At 31.3% G+C, this 18,606-nt stretch carries 8 protein-coding genes; 6 read left to right on the plus strand and 2 right to left on the minus strand.

Going from position 1 to position 18,606, the window contains the following annotated elements:
• Positions 1–148: 148 nt before the first annotated feature.
• Together BUB47_RS03075 and BUB47_RS03080 are read right to left on the minus strand one after the other, a co-directional pair.
• A complete protein-coding gene (locus BUB47_RS03075; protein ID WP_073183665.1) occupies positions 149–1,861 on the minus strand; it encodes a hypothetical protein in 1,713 nt (570 codons plus the stop codon).
• The gene (locus tag BUB47_RS03080; protein ID WP_073183667.1) at positions 1,854–2,759 is read right to left on the minus strand and encodes an FUSC family protein; all 906 of its coding nucleotides are present in this window, start codon (positions 2,757–2,759) and stop codon (positions 1,854–1,856) included. The genes BUB47_RS03075 and BUB47_RS03080 overlap by 8 nt, the downstream gene beginning before the upstream one ends.
• A gap of 203 nt (positions 2,760–2,962) precedes the next feature.
• Here BUB47_RS03080 and hpf point away from each other — a divergent pair, with 203 nt between their 5' ends.
• From hpf to BUB47_RS03110, 6 genes are all read left to right on the plus strand, one after another.
• Positions 2,963–3,496: a ribosome hibernation-promoting factor, HPF/YfiA family gene (gene hpf / locus BUB47_RS03085; protein WP_073183669.1), complete on the plus strand. Its 534-nt coding sequence runs from the start codon at positions 2,963–2,965 to the stop codon at positions 3,494–3,496.
• A 359-nt stretch (positions 3,497–3,855) separates the two neighbouring features.
• On the plus strand, positions 3,856–4,269 hold the full coding sequence (locus BUB47_RS03090) for a hypothetical protein (protein ID WP_073183671.1): 414 nt from the start codon (positions 3,856–3,858) through the stop codon (positions 4,267–4,269).
• Between the two features lie 508 nt (positions 4,270–4,777).
• Entirely contained in the window at positions 4,778–8,347 is a 3,570-nt protein-coding gene (locus tag BUB47_RS03095) for an S-layer homology domain-containing protein (RefSeq protein WP_073183673.1), read from the plus strand.
• A gap of 196 nt (positions 8,348–8,543) precedes the next feature.
• Positions 8,544–11,363, plus strand: coding sequence for an S-layer homology domain-containing protein (locus BUB47_RS03100; RefSeq protein WP_073183675.1), 2,820 nt, complete (start codon positions 8,544–8,546; stop codon positions 11,361–11,363).
• Positions 11,364–11,626: 263 nt separating this feature from the next.
• Positions 11,627–14,809 (plus strand): S-layer homology domain-containing protein, encoded by a 3,183-nt coding sequence (locus BUB47_RS03105; RefSeq protein WP_073183677.1) that lies wholly within the window; start codon positions 11,627–11,629, stop codon positions 14,807–14,809.
• 593 nt (positions 14,810–15,402) lie between these two features.
• Positions 15,403–18,468 (plus strand): S-layer homology domain-containing protein, encoded by a 3,066-nt coding sequence (locus BUB47_RS03110; RefSeq protein WP_073183679.1) that lies wholly within the window; start codon positions 15,403–15,405, stop codon positions 18,466–18,468.
• Positions 18,469–18,606: the final 138 nt, after the last annotated feature.

The raw sequence follows: 18,606 nt of genomic DNA on the forward strand, positions 1-18,606 counted from the left end.
TGTTAAAGGGGAGGGTGCTCGAGGGAGGGCATGAGGGAAAATCGCAATTCCCTTCGACCTCTCTCGAATATTAAAAAATCTTTAAAATAGAATACAATGTATTTAAAGTCTATTTAAAAGTAAAGAGAGATTTATCTTAAAAAGCAGCCTACTTGGCTGCTTTTTTAAATTCAATGACTTTTGAATTATTATAGTATTTGAAACAGTGTTTTAGTACAACACTTCCAAGTTCAGTGCTTTTTATAATGCCCTTATTTACATTTATAAGCTCTAACCTCTCCAGTATTTGAAATATAAAAAAATCCTCACGAGATATATTTAACCCCTCAAGAGAGGCGGAATTATCTTCTTCAAGTTTTTTTACTAAGTTGTAAAATATAGAGGAGATGTCTTTAATCTTTTTTTCACTTAAGAAAGTACTTAAAAATTCTCTGTTAAACAGATAGTGAATAAATATTGCAAACTGTTCTGAAACTTCAAAGGAAAAGAAGTTTGAAATATTGTCAGTTAAGTCCAAAGTGGAAAAGTCTTGTTCAAGTTCTATGAGGTCGGTACTCATGGAAAAGTTAAAAAACAATTCAATGAGAGGATAGTGCGACTGAGTTAGAACTTTTACATCTCTTGTGGGAGTTAAATTTAATTCAGCTGCAATTTGACCTACAAAGTAGGGTGTAATAGTATTTTTTCCCTTGGAAATTTTTACATTGTGTAGTGTGAAAAATTCCAAAAAAGTATTGAAGTTATCTAAAAACTCAATAGACATGTCATCAGGGATAAGTTCAACTAAATCTTCATCAAAGTAAAAGTGTTTAGTTGAACTAGATAAATTTTTCTCATAGTAAAAAAATCTATCCATGCAGTCTACAAGTTCGATAAGGGGATTTTTATATACCTCATCAAATTTAAGGGCATATTCATAGTACTCTTTTAAATAGTAAATAGACCTGTAGAGTTCAACTTTTGAGTGGACAAAACCATCTTTAGAGGCTCTATCAAAAATAACTTTAAAGTCGTAATTTTGAAAAGTAGAATAAGTTTCTCCAATTGGTTCAAGTTGATTTAAATAGAGTGCAGAGACATAGTAGAAAAATTCTTCAACGTCAATGACATCTTTAAGAGCGGAATACTCTAAAAACTTTTCAAGTATTAATTGGTCTTTTACATTAAACATCACACTTATAGATTCACTTTGCTCATTAGCTCCAATTTCCATATCGTAGTCTGAAAAACTGCTTTGTGACATAGAAAATAAAAAGAATATGTCTATTAAGTTACTTTTTAAAAGCGAAATCTTTTGAGATTCAGTATTTGACTTATCATTTTCTACGGATAAGTTTTCTTTTAAAAAGCTGTCCACCATTTGCACAAATACAGTCTCCTGTGCCCTTTCCAGAGTGTTTATAACACTTAGTACAAATACATACCCATCAAACTCAACAAGTCTTACAAAGGCCGTGTCAGAGGCTTTAAAATAGTCTTTGGGTAGAGAGGAGTGTTCTACTTCTATATTTTTTTTGAGAAACCTGTCAAATACGAAAAATTTCTCTTCACTGACGGATTCAATATCAATAACGGTACAGTAACTATTTGACATTGACTTGGAAATGGAATCAATTATGTTGTCATTTAAGTGAGTAGTAGATTTAGAAAAAGATCTTAAAATTAACTTTAAATCATCACTAAAACTCTTATCGTCTAAAATTCTAAATGCCTTTAGTTCTCTAATATCAATGGAAAGTTTTAAAAAATCGTAAACTTCACTTTCAGAGTTCGTAAAGGCAATAAAGTCATTAATTTGTTCATAAAATTGTAGTGCAAAATTAAATTTTGTTTGCGATACTAACAAATTAATATTATTCATCATGTTCACCAATAATCTTTTCTAATTTTAGAATATTTTCCAATATTCTGTGCATATGGTAGTTAAATACAGAATTTAACTCTCCATCTAAGTCCCCATCTTTTATTAAGTCAAAGGAAAAAATTTTGTTAATTAAAAGTTTATTTGACTTATATACATAGGGCGACTTGTCAAAGGAATTTAACAAGTTAAATCTCAAACTTATATCCTTAAATAGATCTGTAATTGTCTTTGCTGAGTCCATGTCAAATTTTACGTGAAATGGAGTGGACAGCTCAGACAGAAGCAGGTCATAATTTTTAATAGTCTTGTTAAAAGCAGAGTCAAAAGATTCAATATCATGGTTCTTTGTAGAAATCAACTCGATTATAAATATTTTAGTCTCTTCCAAAGTTTTTTTGGCATTTGAAATAAAGTCCTCATATACATTTGGAGAAGAAATAAAGTAATTTACAGCCACTCCAATTACAATTCCCAAAAAAGTTCCGAATATTCTATTAAAGCCATATATTAACTTATCTGACTTTGATGTAAAACCTGCAATAAAAACAAGACATGATAAAAGAACCATTTCTTTCATGTCAAAAACTTGTAGTATATATATTATAATTACTATTCCCAAACCACCTAAAAGAGGTTTAATATATTGGTTCTGAGTTATATATGAAAACAACACACCAAGAATTACACCAAAAATAGCAGAAAACATCCTCTTTTTAACGTCATTGTAGCTTTCTGAAAAAGATGATTTCATAGACGTAATAGCGGGAATACAGGTAAATATTGGGGAGTCAAGTTTAAATAAAATTGAAACATAAAGACTTAAAATAACTGCAATTGCAGTCTTTATTACCCTCATACCTATTTTTATTTTAAAATTCACTTTTTTTACGCTCATAATTACCACCATTCAATACTTAATTATACCAGAGTAAAACTAAAAAATCATCCACAAGAAACCATCCACAATAAGTCCACACCCTAAAATGAGAAAACAACACTTGTGCACAGACTTATCCACACTATCCACAGGAAAACTTTGTGAATAGAATTAAAATAATAGGGTAGAAGTAAATAACAAGACTGAGAGGAGTGTATAATATGTTACTTAAATTAGTTGGAAAAAACCTAGAACTTACTGAAAGCTTAAAAGAGCAAGCGGAAAGAAAATTTTCAAAGCTCGATAATTACTTTGATGAGGAAATAGAAGGTAGGGTAGTTTTCTCGACACAAAAAAATAGTATGACTGTAGAGGTAACAGTTTTTCTTCCAGGTACAATTTTAAGAGCTGAAGAGACAACTCAAGATATGTACATGTCAATTGACAAAGCTGTAGATGCTTTGGCAAGACAAGTTAGAAAATATAAAACTAGACTTAAAAGAAGATATCAAGATAATTCAGAAACTATTAGATTTGAAAATGTAACTTCAAATGAACCGGAAGCTGAAAGTGGTAAAATAGTTAGAAGAAAGAAATTTGATTTACGCCCTATGAATGAAGAAGAGGCAATACTTCAAATGGAACTACTAAATCACAACTTCTTTGTATTCTTAAATGCTGACACAGATCAAGTGGAAGTACTGTATAAGAGAAAAGACGACAACTACGGTTTAATAGAAGCGGATATAGGATAAATTTTAAGTTTAAAGGCTGGGTAACCGGCCTTTTTTAATGTGAATATTTATAAGTGTGGATAAAAAACTTGGAGTATATGGACAAAGGATAAGATTAAGAATTAATTAGCAGTAAATTTCATCCAATCGAACTTCGTTTTCTTGGGAAAATTTGACATTGGACCTACAACGAAATCAAAGATTAGCAGTGAATTTCAACCAATCGAACTTTGTTCTCTTGGGAAATTTTTGCATAAAATCTATGACGGAACTAAAGTTCCTATAGATTGTTAGGTTAGGTCTCAATATTTAAATTGTTTTAAAGTGAAATTGTACTATAATTTATATAGAAACGAAATAACTACAAGTAGGAGAATAAAATGAATAACTTTGTAAGAGAACTATTTAGCGTAGAAACTATAGAACATCCTAAGTTGGAAACACTTTCAGAAACATTGGAAATTATACAGGACGATTACTTGGAATTGCTGGTAAAAAATTACTATGTAGATGATGAAATTACCAGAAATCAAAAGATTTCAGAATTAAATGAAAAAATTAAAGCGGAGTTTAGAGAAAGATTATTAAAATTTTCAGCTGAAGAACATAAGTCATTTAATGAATTTTACAATGGAGTAGTGGACTATTCAGATGAAAATGTATATGTAAATTTAAAAAAATTTACTAATTTGGGAATGCTGTTTTTGTTTACAATAAATGATGGGAAACTATATACATTTAAAATACCTGATGAACTTTGTGTAGTATATGAAGAGATGTTAAAGAATAGTTAAAATATATCGGTATTTAAAAAAATACATAAAGAGCAAATTGCTTTTAAAGGTTGATGGACCTTAAAGTAGTTTGCTCTTTTTTATATTATATTGGTTTTGGATAAGTAAAAAAATACTTGGAAATATAGAAAGTTTTTAGTTGTAGATATATAATTAAAATATAGAAATACATGATTTTAAATATCTAAATAAATTTGGACAACTTATTAATCCTAGGATTAGTAGGTTGTTTTGCTTATAAATTTTACTTTTACTTTGAAAGGAGATTTTAAGTGTTATCATAAAATAACTAAACATTAAATTTATAAGTAAGAGCTTTTAAAAAAGGATGAATTAGAAAGTGAAAGAGTGATTAAGCGGTGTAATAACTCTTATTTAGATGTTAAGAATATTTGCTAATATAAGATTCAAGGAAAAGTGTATTTACAAATAATATTAATAAGGTATACTATTATAACATTGAATTTTAGACAGTTTTATAAAATATAAATATGAGGTTGATTAATAAATGGGAAAAAGTAAAATTTATAAGTTGTTTTTAGTGATGTTAGCTCTTGTAATTGTGGTTTTAACGCCAGTTGAAGAATTTGCAATGGGTGGAAATAACTATGTTGAATCATCAATGACAGAAAATGCCAATCTGAAAGGTACCGATGAAGAGGCCGAAGTAAATGATGATTTAAATGAGGAAAATCTTGAAAATCTTGAAGAAGATATAGAAGAGGTAAGCGATGAATTATTTGATTTGAAATTAAAAATAACGGAGGAAATAAAAAAAATTGTAAATGAGAGTATTTTAAAAGTAAAATCAGGTGAAATAAAAGTAGATGATAAAGAAAAGGTTGTAGGACTAATAGAAACTGAAGTAGATAAGGCTTTGAAAAATATTGAAGATTCCAAATCTATTGATGATGTAGAAAATGTAAAAATACAAACAGTAGAGAATATAGAACATATTTTATCTGCTAAAGTTACAGTACTATCAGATGAAGAAAATTTAGAAACAGGTATCGAAGTTACAAATTTCGAAGAATTAAAGACAGCTATAGAAGAGGGAACTGAGGACACTATAATAATTGCTAATGACATTGAGATGAATGGGGAAATATATATCAGAAGACCATTGACTATAATAGGGAAAGGTAAGTCGTTTAAAATATTAAAGCCGTCAGATGATTATTATGGGTTTATGTTTACTATAAGTGAAGAGGCTTCCGCTGTAACTTTTGAAAATTTAATTTTTGATGGCAGTGGGAAAAGTTGGGCAATTAGCAGTTTTGCAAAATATTTAAAGATTAGCGATTCACAATTTATAAACAATAAAATGAGTTCTTTAATAATTGATGCTGCAGAAGAAGATGCTGAAATTATTGTTGAAAATTCTCTATTTGAAAATAATAAATCAGATAACTATTACGCTGGAGGAATAAATATTCAACGTAATTCCGGAACTATAGATATAAGTAATAATAAATTCAAAGGTAATTCAGTTAATTACTATGGTGGCGCAATATGCATTAATGACAACTCCGGAACTATAAATATAAATGATGGATACTTTGAAAAAAATTCAACTGCTTTAGGTGGTGCAATAGGTGTTATAAGAAATGCGGGAACTATAAATATAAATGATGGGTGTTTTAAAGAGAATATTGCTAGGGAGCTAGGGGGAGCCATTTACTTTGAAGCAGGTCAAGAATATGAAAATGGTGGCGGATCTATGAATATAAGAGATACAAAATTTATAGAAAATACGACTGGAAACAATGGTGGAGCAATTTATTTTACGGAGAAAAATTCCTTAAAAATAGATGACAGTACTTTTAAAAACAATAAAAGCAATAATGGTGGAGCTATTTACACACCGGGAAAATCTTCGAAATCTATAGAGATTAACAATACAGATTTCATTGGCAATATTGCAACGTATGGAGATCCTGAACTTGGAGCAATAGCAGGGAAAGGTGGAGCGCTACACTTTGATAATGCAACTGTAAAGATAAATGGTGGGAATTTTGAAGACAACACAGCAATAGCCGGTGGCGGTGCTATTTATATAAATGACAATGCAGAAAATTCCTATGGTGAAAAACCGACTGGAATTAATTTAACTGTTTCAAATGCAAATTTTAAAAACAACAGCACCAGTGATGAAAATGGATTTGGTGGAGCAATATACAGCGGTAAATCACCTGTTGAAGAGAAAGATACCTTAACCATAGGAAATACAAAATTTGAAGAGAATAAAACAACAGGTTCCGGAGGAGATGGTGGAGCAGTATTTACGAATAGTGACATAGTAGTATTAGATACAGTTAACTTTGCTAAAAATAGTACAGAAAAATCAGCTTCAGGTGGAGCTCTTTATATAATGGATTCTGATGCAAAAATAGATAATTCCACTTTTACTGATAATAGTGTCAATCGTTGGGGTGGAGCAGTTGTAGTTTATGATTCTGTTACAAATGTTAATAATTCCAAGTTTACAAATAATAAAACTAGTAGTGAGGAAGAACCTGAAGAATCACTGGGAGGAGCAATATACGTCTATGGAGATAAGGGAAAGCTAAATATAGCAAGCAGTGATTTTGATGAAAATAAGGCGACTTATGGTGGTGGAATTCATTTAGAGTTAGCAAACTCTGTAGAAATTTCTAATTCTAACTTTACTAAAAACACTGCAAGTATAAATGGTGGCGCTATAAATGTGTTTCCAAGAGAAGATAGAATTACAACAGATGAAGACTTTATATACTATAGTCCACTAAAAGTAAGTGATTCGAAATTTACAGAAAATACAGCAGGAAATGGATTCTATAGATTGGCGAAAGATAGTTTTCCTAAAATTTATGGAGTATATAAAACTAATGTTAAAGGGCTAAAGTCATTGTCAACTCCAGCTGATTTAGAATATGACACAGCATATAATAACTATGATATTAGCTATGTAGATGAATTAATTATTTTAAAAACTGATAATTTATCAAATGACAAAGTAAAGATAGGCGATGTATTTAAATATTCAATTACAGTTGAAGATACAGACAATATAGATAAAAAAGAAGTAAAAATTTCAGATGAAATACCAAACAAATTAGACGTTATATCTGTAACTCCAAAAGATGCAAAAATTACAGGGCAAAAAATAGAATACACCGTACCTGAAATAAAAACAGGTGAAACATTTACAATGACTATAGAAGTGAAAGTAAATACTTCAGTAAAAGACGGAGATAAGATTAAAAACGTAGCCCTTGTAGATGGGCAATATATTGCCAGTAGAGAACTGATAGTAGATGAACCATCAACATCAACAGGTTGGACATGGAGTGGTGGAGGAAGTACAACTACTACACTAAATAAAGATGACCACTATGCATATATGATAGGTTATCCAAATGGAACAGTAAAATCTGAAGGAAAAATCACAAGAGCAGAAGTATCTACAATATTCTTTAGAATGATGACAGATGATTCTAGAAACAGCAATTGGAGCAGTGTAAATAACTACGATGACGTTGGAACGGAAACCTGGTATAACAATGCAATATCAACACTAAGTAATGCAAAGGCAGTAACAGGATATCCGGATGGGAATTTTAAACCGAATGCAAAAATCACAAGAGGAGAATTTGCAACAATGGCATCCAGATTTCTATCAGATACAAGCTTACTAACAAATAATAAATTTACAGACGTAAAGGGAAACTGGGCGGAAGAATCAATAAATAAATTAGCATCTCTAGGTTTAATAAGCGGATATACAGATGGAAGCTTTAAACCAGACCAGGAAATCACAAGAGCAGAAGCAGCAACACTAATGAATGCAGTATTAGAGAGAACACCGGATAAAGACCACTTATTAAGCAATATGAAGAAATGGACAGATAACTCTAATAAAAATGCATGGTACTATGCACAAATTCAAGAAGCAACAAACTCACACACCTATACAAGGTCGTCAAAGACAAGTATAGAAACATGGAGAGAACTACTTCCGGTTAGAGATTGGGCAGCACTTGAAAAAGCATGGAGTAGTGCCAACTCTGCATCAGGTGGGGGCAGTGTAATTAAATAATAAATAATTTTAAAAATTAAATAATACAAATAAGACAGTTCTTAATATTAAGGACTGTCTTATTTGTATAAAAAAAATCAGAGACTATTGAGATTTTGTTTACTTACGCTTAAAAATAAATTATTATTCTGCAGTTATAAAAATAGAGATTTGGGTATTAATGGAAAAAAATTTATTAATTTAAAGGGGAAAAGTAATGAGTAAAGAAAGAATTAAAAAAATAATTTCATTAATATTGGTATTCTTAATGGTATCTTTTACAGCTTTTGAAGGATTTGCTATGGAAAGCAATAATAATAGAAATGTAGTAAAAGCAGAGGGAAATGAGTCAGTAAATTTTAAACATGGGTGGTTATTAGATGAAATGGGAAATTTAAAGAAGGATGATGAAGGTTATTTTGTCTACACAATAACATCCGATGATTTTGTGGGAAATAAAGTGGAAGTAAATGGAGATTTGCTCTCAGGATATATGGAGATGATGATGCGTGTAAGTTTGAATTGGGGTGAGCTGGAAACATTTCCTATAAAAATAGTCAATGAATCAGGCCGTGAGATAATATATAAAGACTATGAATTCAGGACAGAAAATTGGATACCTGCAGGAGAAACTGTACATCCAATCCCAGGAGAAATATTGAATCATAAATATTCAAAGATGTACACTTATGGATATGGAAGCGTGTGGCAGGAATATCTTCCAATGATGTTAGGTGAAGAGGTTGTAGGAAAAACACTTGAGAGTAAAAATTTTGATGGAAAGAATACACGCCTTTCAATGGCGCCATTAAGGGCTATAAATCCGGTGATAATATCTTATTTTTCCAGCAATCCTGGAAAGAATTTAGGTTTAACGGGAAATAATTTAACAAATACTGCTGCATCAGTAACTCTGTTACAAATGAATGCATTTCCGGAATTGATTAAAAGTGCTTTTACATTTAAAAATTATCTTGGGATAGCTATAACCATGGAGGCTGATTATGACAGGACATATGCAGACTTAATATGTGCATTTTACAATGTAGAATCATTAGATGAATTGAACAGTGTTCAAAAGTATGCTGTATTGGGAAATGTTCTTGGGGAACCAAATTCAGCTCAAGTTGAAATCGTCCCGTACTATGCAAATGGCTCAGGGAAAAGCAATAAACAGAATTGGCTCATACCTTATGAAAAATTAAATGATGGAACTTTAGATTTTTTTAAAACCTGGGGATATGCAGAAGATTTCGTCGAAGAAGGAGATATGTGGTTAAAGGGTGGAGGTACTATATCAGCTGATGAAGCGGCAACGTATGCATATGGCGGAAACTTTTATCTAATGGAATCAGACCCGGAAGTCTTAGCTATGGCAATTGATTTTTTATATGGCAGTTCAATCAGACTGACATTCGATAACAATTCCAGACCTATTAGTATTGAACCGGACTACTATCAAACATCTGAAAGAGATTTTTCAGGAATTAAATCATATTATGATAAATCTGAACTTGCAAATGATCATATAAGAGAAGTTATGAATGATGGAGAAATACTACAAGATGGAGAATCTATAAAACTTGATGAGGTTAAAGGCTATATTGAAGTCCCAAATGCTTGGAAGAAAGAAGTGTTTTTTGATTTTGGATTTTCATTTTATTTTACCGGAGCAGGATGTGAAATAACCTATGACGGGAACGGTCATACAAGTGGAACAACCCCGGTAGATAGCAGGAAATATATGAGTGATTCAGAGGTAACAGTACTGGGACAAAATGATTTATATAGGGATGGATATGTATTTTCAGGTTGGTCTATAGATAAAAATGCAAATGCGGCAGAATTTATTGAAGGTGATACTTTTGTAATAACAGAAGATACTATTCTTTATGCAATATGGGAAAAGGAAATACCTACAGAAGTAGATTTAGTAAGTACGAAGAGAGATAACTTATCAAGCAACAAAGTAAAAATAGGAGACACTTTTAAATATACAATTTCTGTAAAAAATACTGGAAACACAGCTGCTAAAAATATCTTAATAACAGATAATATTCCAAGTAAACTAGATATTAAGTCCGTAACCCCAAGTACAGCGAAAATTTCAGGGCAAAAAATAGAATATACAGTGCCTGAAATAAAATCAGGTGAAACATTTACAATGACTATAGAAGTTAAAGTAAATAGTTCAGCAAAAGGCGGAGATAAGATTAAGAATATTGCAGTTGTAGATGGAGAAGACGTTCCAAGTAGAGAACTGCTAGTAGATGAACCATCAATATCAACAGGCTGGACATGGAGTGGTGGAGGAAGTACAACCACACTAAATAAAGATGACCACTACGCATATATGATAGGTTATCCAAATGGAACAGTAAAACCTGAAGGAAAAATCACAAGAGCAGAAGTATCTACAATATTCTTTAGAATGATGACAGACGATTCCAGAAACAGCAATTGGAGTAGTGTAAATAACTATAATGACATTGGAGCAGAAACTTGGTATAACAACGCAATATCAACACTAAGCAATGCAAAGGCAGTAACAGGATATCCGGACGGAAACTTTAAGCCAAATGCAAAAATCACAAGAGGTGAATTTGCAACAATGGCATCAAGATTCCTGTCAGATACAAGTTCGCTGACAAATAATAAATTTACAGACGTAAAGGGAAATTGGGCAGAAAGTGAAATAAATAAACTGGCATCTCTAGGTTTAATAAGCGGATATTCGGATGGAAACTTTAAACCAGACCAGGAAATCACAAGAGCAGAAGCAGCAACACTAATGAATGCAGTATTAGAGAGAACGCCGGATAAAGACCACTTGTTAAGTAATATGAAGACATGGACAGATAACTCTAATAAAAATGCATGGTACTATGCACAAATACAAGAAGCTACAAACTCACACACCTATACAAGACCATCAAAGACAAGTATAGAAACATGGAAAGAATTACTTCCGGTAAGAGATTGGGCAGCACTTGAAAAAGCATGGAGCAGTGCTCTGTATCTGGAAAAGGTAGTGTAATTAAATAGTAAGATATTAAATTATGTGATTAATAAAATTAAAAGTGCATAAATTAAAACACAAAAGACAAATTTTTAGAAAGGAATATTTGTCTTTTGTTGTTTATATATAGAGAATAAAAATACTTCGATCTAAATGAATTAAGCAGATAATGTGTAAGTAAATTTTATATTGCAATATTGTGCTTTTATTGTATAAATTAGAGTACATAAAGAGTATATGAGAGAAGAAGCTTAAACTTAATGTTAGAAAGGAGAATCAAAATGAAAGGAAGAGTAAAAGGAAAGAGAACTATTGTTTTATTAGCACTGTTTATTCTAATATCATCATTTTCGGGATTTGCTATTGAAGAAGGCGCCTACATTGGGGATAGAATTGAGCGTGTAGAATTTGGAGAAATGAAGAGTATTTTTCCAACAGAAGTAGAAAAGAAGCAGAATGATGAGACAAAGAGTGATAGTTTAGAAAGGATAGATACGAATTATGAGGTTACAGATAGAAAAATTTACATAAATTACTATAAAAATGAAGAGGATGCTAAGACTAGAGAGAATGCCGTCTATATTGATAAAGGATTTGAAAACAATGGATACAAAATAGGGGATGATGTGCGTATATTATCTTTAGAAGAAGTGAATAGAAACTCCTATGGAGAAAAAATAACAAATAAAAATCCGGATATGATGTTTTCGGGAACTTGGAACGATGGGAAAGGAAATAAATATAATATAATAGAGTATGCAGATAGTGATGAAAATAAGTTTCCGACTTTTAAAGCGTCTGAGGAGGATTTGCATTTATATTTAGAATGGATTAATAGAGATGACTATGAAGAATGTCTACAATCAGTTTGTGTAGGAGCGGACATACAGTACTATGATAGGAATGTGGGAATTTGGAACACTGAAAAAGAAGGTATTCCGACTATTAGAAACTTAATGGATTATGGCTCAGGTGAAGAAGAGTTTAAAGTTAGGATAGAGGTTGATTGGAATGAGCTAATACAATATTTTTCAGAGTTAAACGAATCACTAGATAAAAAAATTGAAAGGGAACAAGAACTTGCAAACAAAGGAGAAGGCACCAAATTTTCTGCAACTTTGAATCAAACATTTACTGTAGAGTTGCCGGAAGGTTTGGATTATATTAATGGTAGTATTTCCTTTGAAATGGGAAGGGGAAGTTTATTTAAATTAGATGATACAAAAGGTGTTGACTACGATTCTGATTTGAATACTTTAAAAATTCCGATTACCTTGGAAAAGGAATATGATGATGAGAGTATTGCTGAGTTTTTAAAAGATTTAAGAAGCAGTGCAGCTTTAAATGAGTATGGCTATCAATTAAAAGGTTTTATAGAAATTAAATTAATGACAAATGACAATATGTCCGGATATTCAACTACATTTGTATCCTCTGATGGGGAGTTTAAAACAACAGAAACACGTGTTGAAGAAGCTAAGCAGAGTACATTAAATCAGATATTTCATCTTTGTAATTTAGATCAGTTGCCTGGAGGGGAAGATTATATCTTAAATAATGAATTTCTTATTGATGTAAATGGGACAAGTGAAGAGGATTATAACAATAAACTACTTGAGATACATAAAAAGTATATGTACAAGCCAACTTTAACAGTTCTAGCTCCATTTAGAATTAATGGAGACTTACTTGTAAATAAAAAGGGGAATAATCAACAAATGTCAATTTTAGATGACTATGATACAGAAAATAAAAAGGTTTTTAAAGTGGAAAAAAGAGATGTGCTTACAATATTAGGAACTTTAGATATTTATCCGGCTATGAAATTGTTTAAAAATATATTTTATCATTTTGGAGGAGCTACGGATTCTGTGGAAGTTGAGAATTTTACATCCATTTTTCAAATAAAGTTAACTATTCCCAATGGAATAGACTTAATTGATAGAACAAACGCTGGAATTAAAAAATCTTTGGAATATAAAATGGGTAATGATGCAAGTTTCTATAAAATTGAAAATGTTAAATATGAGGATGGTTTTAAAGATGGTAGCAAAAAAATTATAGTTGACTTTAAAGAAGAGGAAGATTATAAAAGTACGCCACTGAGCTTTTTAGAAAGCAAGATAAATGGAGCTATTACCCAAGAGATATTTTCAAGTGTAGACAATTATTTATACATGAAAGATAATTTGGTGATTAGTGATAAGGGCGTTGATATAAATACAATTGAAATGCAAGTTGAAGGAAAAATTAATTTTGCCTTTCCGGTGCCTCCGTTGTGTGAAGATGAGAAAAATTCGATGGATTATTCCTATGAATACTATGGGATACAAACTCCGGAAGGTAGAGATGCCCATTACCCTAGTGTGTATGAAGGCAAAAAAAATGCGATGACACTTACTGTTGGAATAGATAAACTTCCAGTTGGAAAATATAAAGTGTTGTATGATGGAAACGAAGCTGATGCTGGAACTGTTTTGGATATTGTAGAATACGGTAATAAAGAAGTAGTGACTGTAAAAGATAATGAATTTACAAAAGCAAATCATATATTTAAGAGTTGGAACACAATGCCAAATGGAAATGGCATAGAATATGAATCAGGAGACACCTTTATTATTACGGAGAATGTTGTGCTATTTGCACAATGGGGAAAAGACGTTCCAAGTAGAGAACTTATAGTAGATGAGTCAATATCAACAGGCTGGACATGGAGTGGTGGAGGAAGTACAACTACTACACTAAATAAAGATGACCACTATGCATATATGATAGGTTATCCAAATGGAACAGTAAAACCTGAAGGAAAAATCACAAGAGCAGAAGTATCTACAATATTTTTTAGAATGATGACAGATAGCTCAAGAAACAGCAATTGGAGCAGTGTAAATAACTACAATGACGTTGGAGCAGAAACTTGGTATAACAACGCAATATCAACACTAAGCAATGCAAAGGCAGTAACAGGATATCCGGATGGAAGTTTTAAGCCAAATGCAAAAATCACAAGAGGAGAATTTGCAACAATGGCATCCAGATTCCTATCAGATACAAGCTCGCTGACAAACAATAAATTTACAGACGTAAAGGGAAATTGGGCAGAAAGTGAAATAAATAAACTGGCATCACTTGGTTTAATAAGTGGATATTCAGATGGAAGCTTCAAACCAGACCAGGAAATCACAAGAGCAGAAGCAGCAACACTAATGAATGCAGTATTAGAGAGAACACCGGATAAAGACCACTTATTATCTAATATGAAGACATGGACAGATAACTCTAATAGAAATGCATGGTACTATGCACAAATACAAGAAGCCACAAACTCACACACCTATACAAGACCATCAAAGACAAGTATAGAAACATGGGGAGAATTACTTCCAGTTAGAGATTGGGCAGCACTTGAAAAAGCATGGAGTAGTGCCAACTCTGGATCAGGTGGAGGTAGTGTGGTTAAATAAATGAAATTTAACATTTCAATATCTAGTTATTGAAATAATAAAAGGATTTTGTCTAAAATGACGAAGTCCTTTTAATATGTATTAATATAGAATAAATAAGTTTTTTTGTTGTGATGTGTTCTTGATTTTTTTAGGGAATATCCATTAAAAATATGTAGTTTACAAACAATCGGGAAATAATATTAAAGATAAACAAATCACCAAAAAGAGAATTAAAAAGGTAGACAATGATCAGAGATTTGAAAAAATAAAAAAATTTGAAGTTGTAAAACTAGAATTTAACTGATGTTGAGTTTTTTTTAATGCATTATTAGCGTTATTTAAAATAATGTATATAAAATAGTTACTATACTTAAAAAGTATGATATAATGCACATATTCAATTTACTTTTTACTTTTGTAAAAATAGTAAATTTGGTTTTCGTAGTACATAAAAACGATGAGTTTTACCTAAAGGTAAATGGAGGTGATTAAATACTATATTAAATATATGTAGTATGAAAGAAGATTATTTGTCTTTGTGAAGAACTGCAATTTATGGTAATGAACAAAGAAAATTTGTAATATTGATATTGAAAAGAGGATGATAAGACATGAATAAAAACATTAAGAGATTAACCAGTTTTATACTAGCTTTTGTTATAATTTGTTCAACATTTTTTCCTTCAAACATTTCATATGCTGATAAAACACAGGAGAACGAGAAACAAGTAATAAATGTTGAAGATGCTGAAGAAGCTAATAATAACTTAAATAATTTAGAAAACTTAGACCAAGAAGGATCAGAAGAAGGCATGGAAGAGATTGGGCAAGAAGAATTAAATCAAGTTAATTTAGAAAAAGAACTGAGACAAGAAGAACTAAGGCAAGAAGAACTAGAACAGATTGAATTAGAAAAATATTTAGAGCAGTTTAATTCACGAAGAATAGAGCCGACGGAAAGAATAATTAAGCTAAATACTGACTCTAATCAAAAAATTGATATAACAGAAGAAATTCACAATTATTTAGAAAGTATGCCTAAACCAAGACAAAAGAGATCAATTCCTTCTGACGATAATGAAGGAGGACTTGTAACAAAAATTGATATAATAGTAAGAGCAACTTTTGAAGCAGTACCCGGTTCAAAATATCAATTGTCCGACTATATAGAAGATATAATTCCACTACACTTTGAAGGAATATATGTAGGTGACGAACCTGCTGGTAACATAACAAACGGTGATAATATAACGGATAGAATAAATCCAGAAGGCTTTGATATAAATATATCCGATATATATGGCAATGGTGGAGTTGAAGACAAAGATTTATTTACTGAAGATATGACAGTAGATGGATATGATCATATAGCAGATTATTTGTGTACAAATTTTTTATTGAGATGTGATAAAAGTGTACTTAAAGAAGTAGGCGGTGAAAAATTAGATGCATATTTAGCTATTTCAACTGGTGGTGGAGGATCAGTAGCTATTCCTGAATTAAGACTAATTTTGAGAGAAAAAGCACAGCCGGATGGTGTATTAGGAGACGCTGTGATTACTAAGCAGGTTTTAAATGAAACTAAAGGTGAAACTGAATACTCAGAGGAAATAGTTGCAAACCCTGGGGATAAGGTTTCTTATAAAATTGAAATATCCAATTCAGCAAATATAGATAATCCTGTAACAGTAAAGGATAAATTAAATGAAAAGCTTACTAATATTGAATTAGTAAAGGATGGATTAACTGAAGATGATATATTTGAAAACAAAGATGGAGAAATAAATATATCTACTACAGTAGGGTCAAAAGAAAATAATCCTAAGGTGTTTATATACAAGGCTGTAGTAGCGAAAGATGCTGTAGAAAATATTATCAATATAGCGGAATATGAAAAATTGCAACAATACAAAGGTGAATTAACTGATGATAATCAGGATGAAGTAGACTTGGGAGAAGATGGAGATTCCTTTATAGCTAAAAATGGAACGGAAATATTTATTTATGGTGGTAAACCATTTGTAAAAGTAAAAGATACTGTAACAGCTACGGTAAAAGTTAAACCGTTATATAAAGTAGAATATGATGCAAATGGCGGAACAGGTTCCCAAACTGATACAAATAGCCCATATATAATAGATAGCGAAGTAATTGTTCTTGACAAAGGAAATATGGAAAAAGGAAATCATACTTTCACAGGCTGGAATACTGAAAAAGATGGAACTGGAACAGCTTATGCAGCTGATTCTAAGTTTAAAATATCTGAAGATATGACTTTTTATGCACAATGGATAGAAAATGATAAGTATAAAGTAACATATGATGGAAATGGTGCAGATAGTGGTGCAGTAAATGATTTAACAGAATATTATTTAAATGATGAAGTAACTGTTAAAGATAAAGGTGATCTAGTAAAAGCTAATCATACTTTCGCTGGCTGGAATACTGAAAAAAATGGAACTGGAACAGCTTATGCAGCTGGTACTAAGTTTAATATTACTAAAAATATAACATTATATGCACAATGGACAGAAATAAAACCAACAGATCCTAAATTGGTAATTACAAAAACAGATAATTTATTAAGCAATAAAGTAGAAATTGGAGATACATTTAAGTACTATATTAATATTAAAAACACCGGAGCCATAGACGTTAAAAATATAAAGATTTTAGATAGAGTTCCAAGTAAACTTGATATTAGAAATGTAGTTCCAAGTGCTGCTAAAATAACAGGTCAATTAGTTGAGTATACTGTGCCAACTATTAAAGCTGGCGAAACATTTACAATTACTATAGAAGTAAAAGTAAATAGTTCAGCAAAAGACGGGGATAAAATACAAAATATTGCAGTAGTAGATGGTGAAGACGTTCCAAGTAGAGAACTTATAGTAGATGAACCATCAACATCAACAGGTTGGACATGGAGTGGTGGAGGAAGTACAACTACTACACTAAATAAAGAAGACCACTATGCATATATGATAGGTTATCCAAATGGAACAGTAAAACCTGAAGGAAAAATAACGAGAGCAGAAGTATCTACAATATTCTTTAGAATGATGACAGATAGCTCAAGAAACAGTAATTGGAGTAGTATAAATAACTACAATGATGTTGGAGCAGAAACTTGGTATAACAATGCAATCTCAACACTAAGCAATGCAAAGGCAGTAACAGGATATCCGGACGGAAGCTTTAAGCCAAATGCGAAAATCACAAGAGGTGAATTTGCAACAATGGCATCCAGATTCCTGTCAGATACAAGCTCATTAGCAAATAATAAATTTACAGACGTAAAGGGAAATTGGGCAGAAAATGAAATAAATAAATTAGCATCACTTGGTTTAATAAGCGGATATACAGATGGAAGTTTTAAACCGGACCAGGAAATCACAAGAGCAGAAGCAGCAACACTAGTGAATGCAGTATTAGAGAGAACACCGGATAAAGACCACTTATTATCTAACATGAAGACATGGACAGACAACTCTAATAGAAATGCATGGTACTACGCACAAATTCAAGAAGCTACAAACTCACACACTTATACAAGAGCGTCAAAGACAAATATAGAAATATGGAAAGAATTACTTCCGGTTAGAGATTGGGCAGCACTTGAAAAAGCAAGGAGCAGTACAAACTCTGTATCAGGTGGAGGCAGTGTAATTAAATAATTTAATAGAGATTTTTGCAAAATAAATTATGCAGAAGATTAAATCATAAAAAAGCACAGTTGAAAATAAAAAATCAACTGTGCTTTTTTATGTAGATTAAAATAGTGATTAACCCATATATAAATAAATATTTAAAAT

It is taken from the genome of Anaerosphaera aminiphila DSM 21120 (genome assembly GCF_900129925.1).
Classification (GTDB): Bacteria; Bacillota; Clostridia; order Tissierellales; family Peptoniphilaceae; genus Anaerosphaera; species Anaerosphaera aminiphila.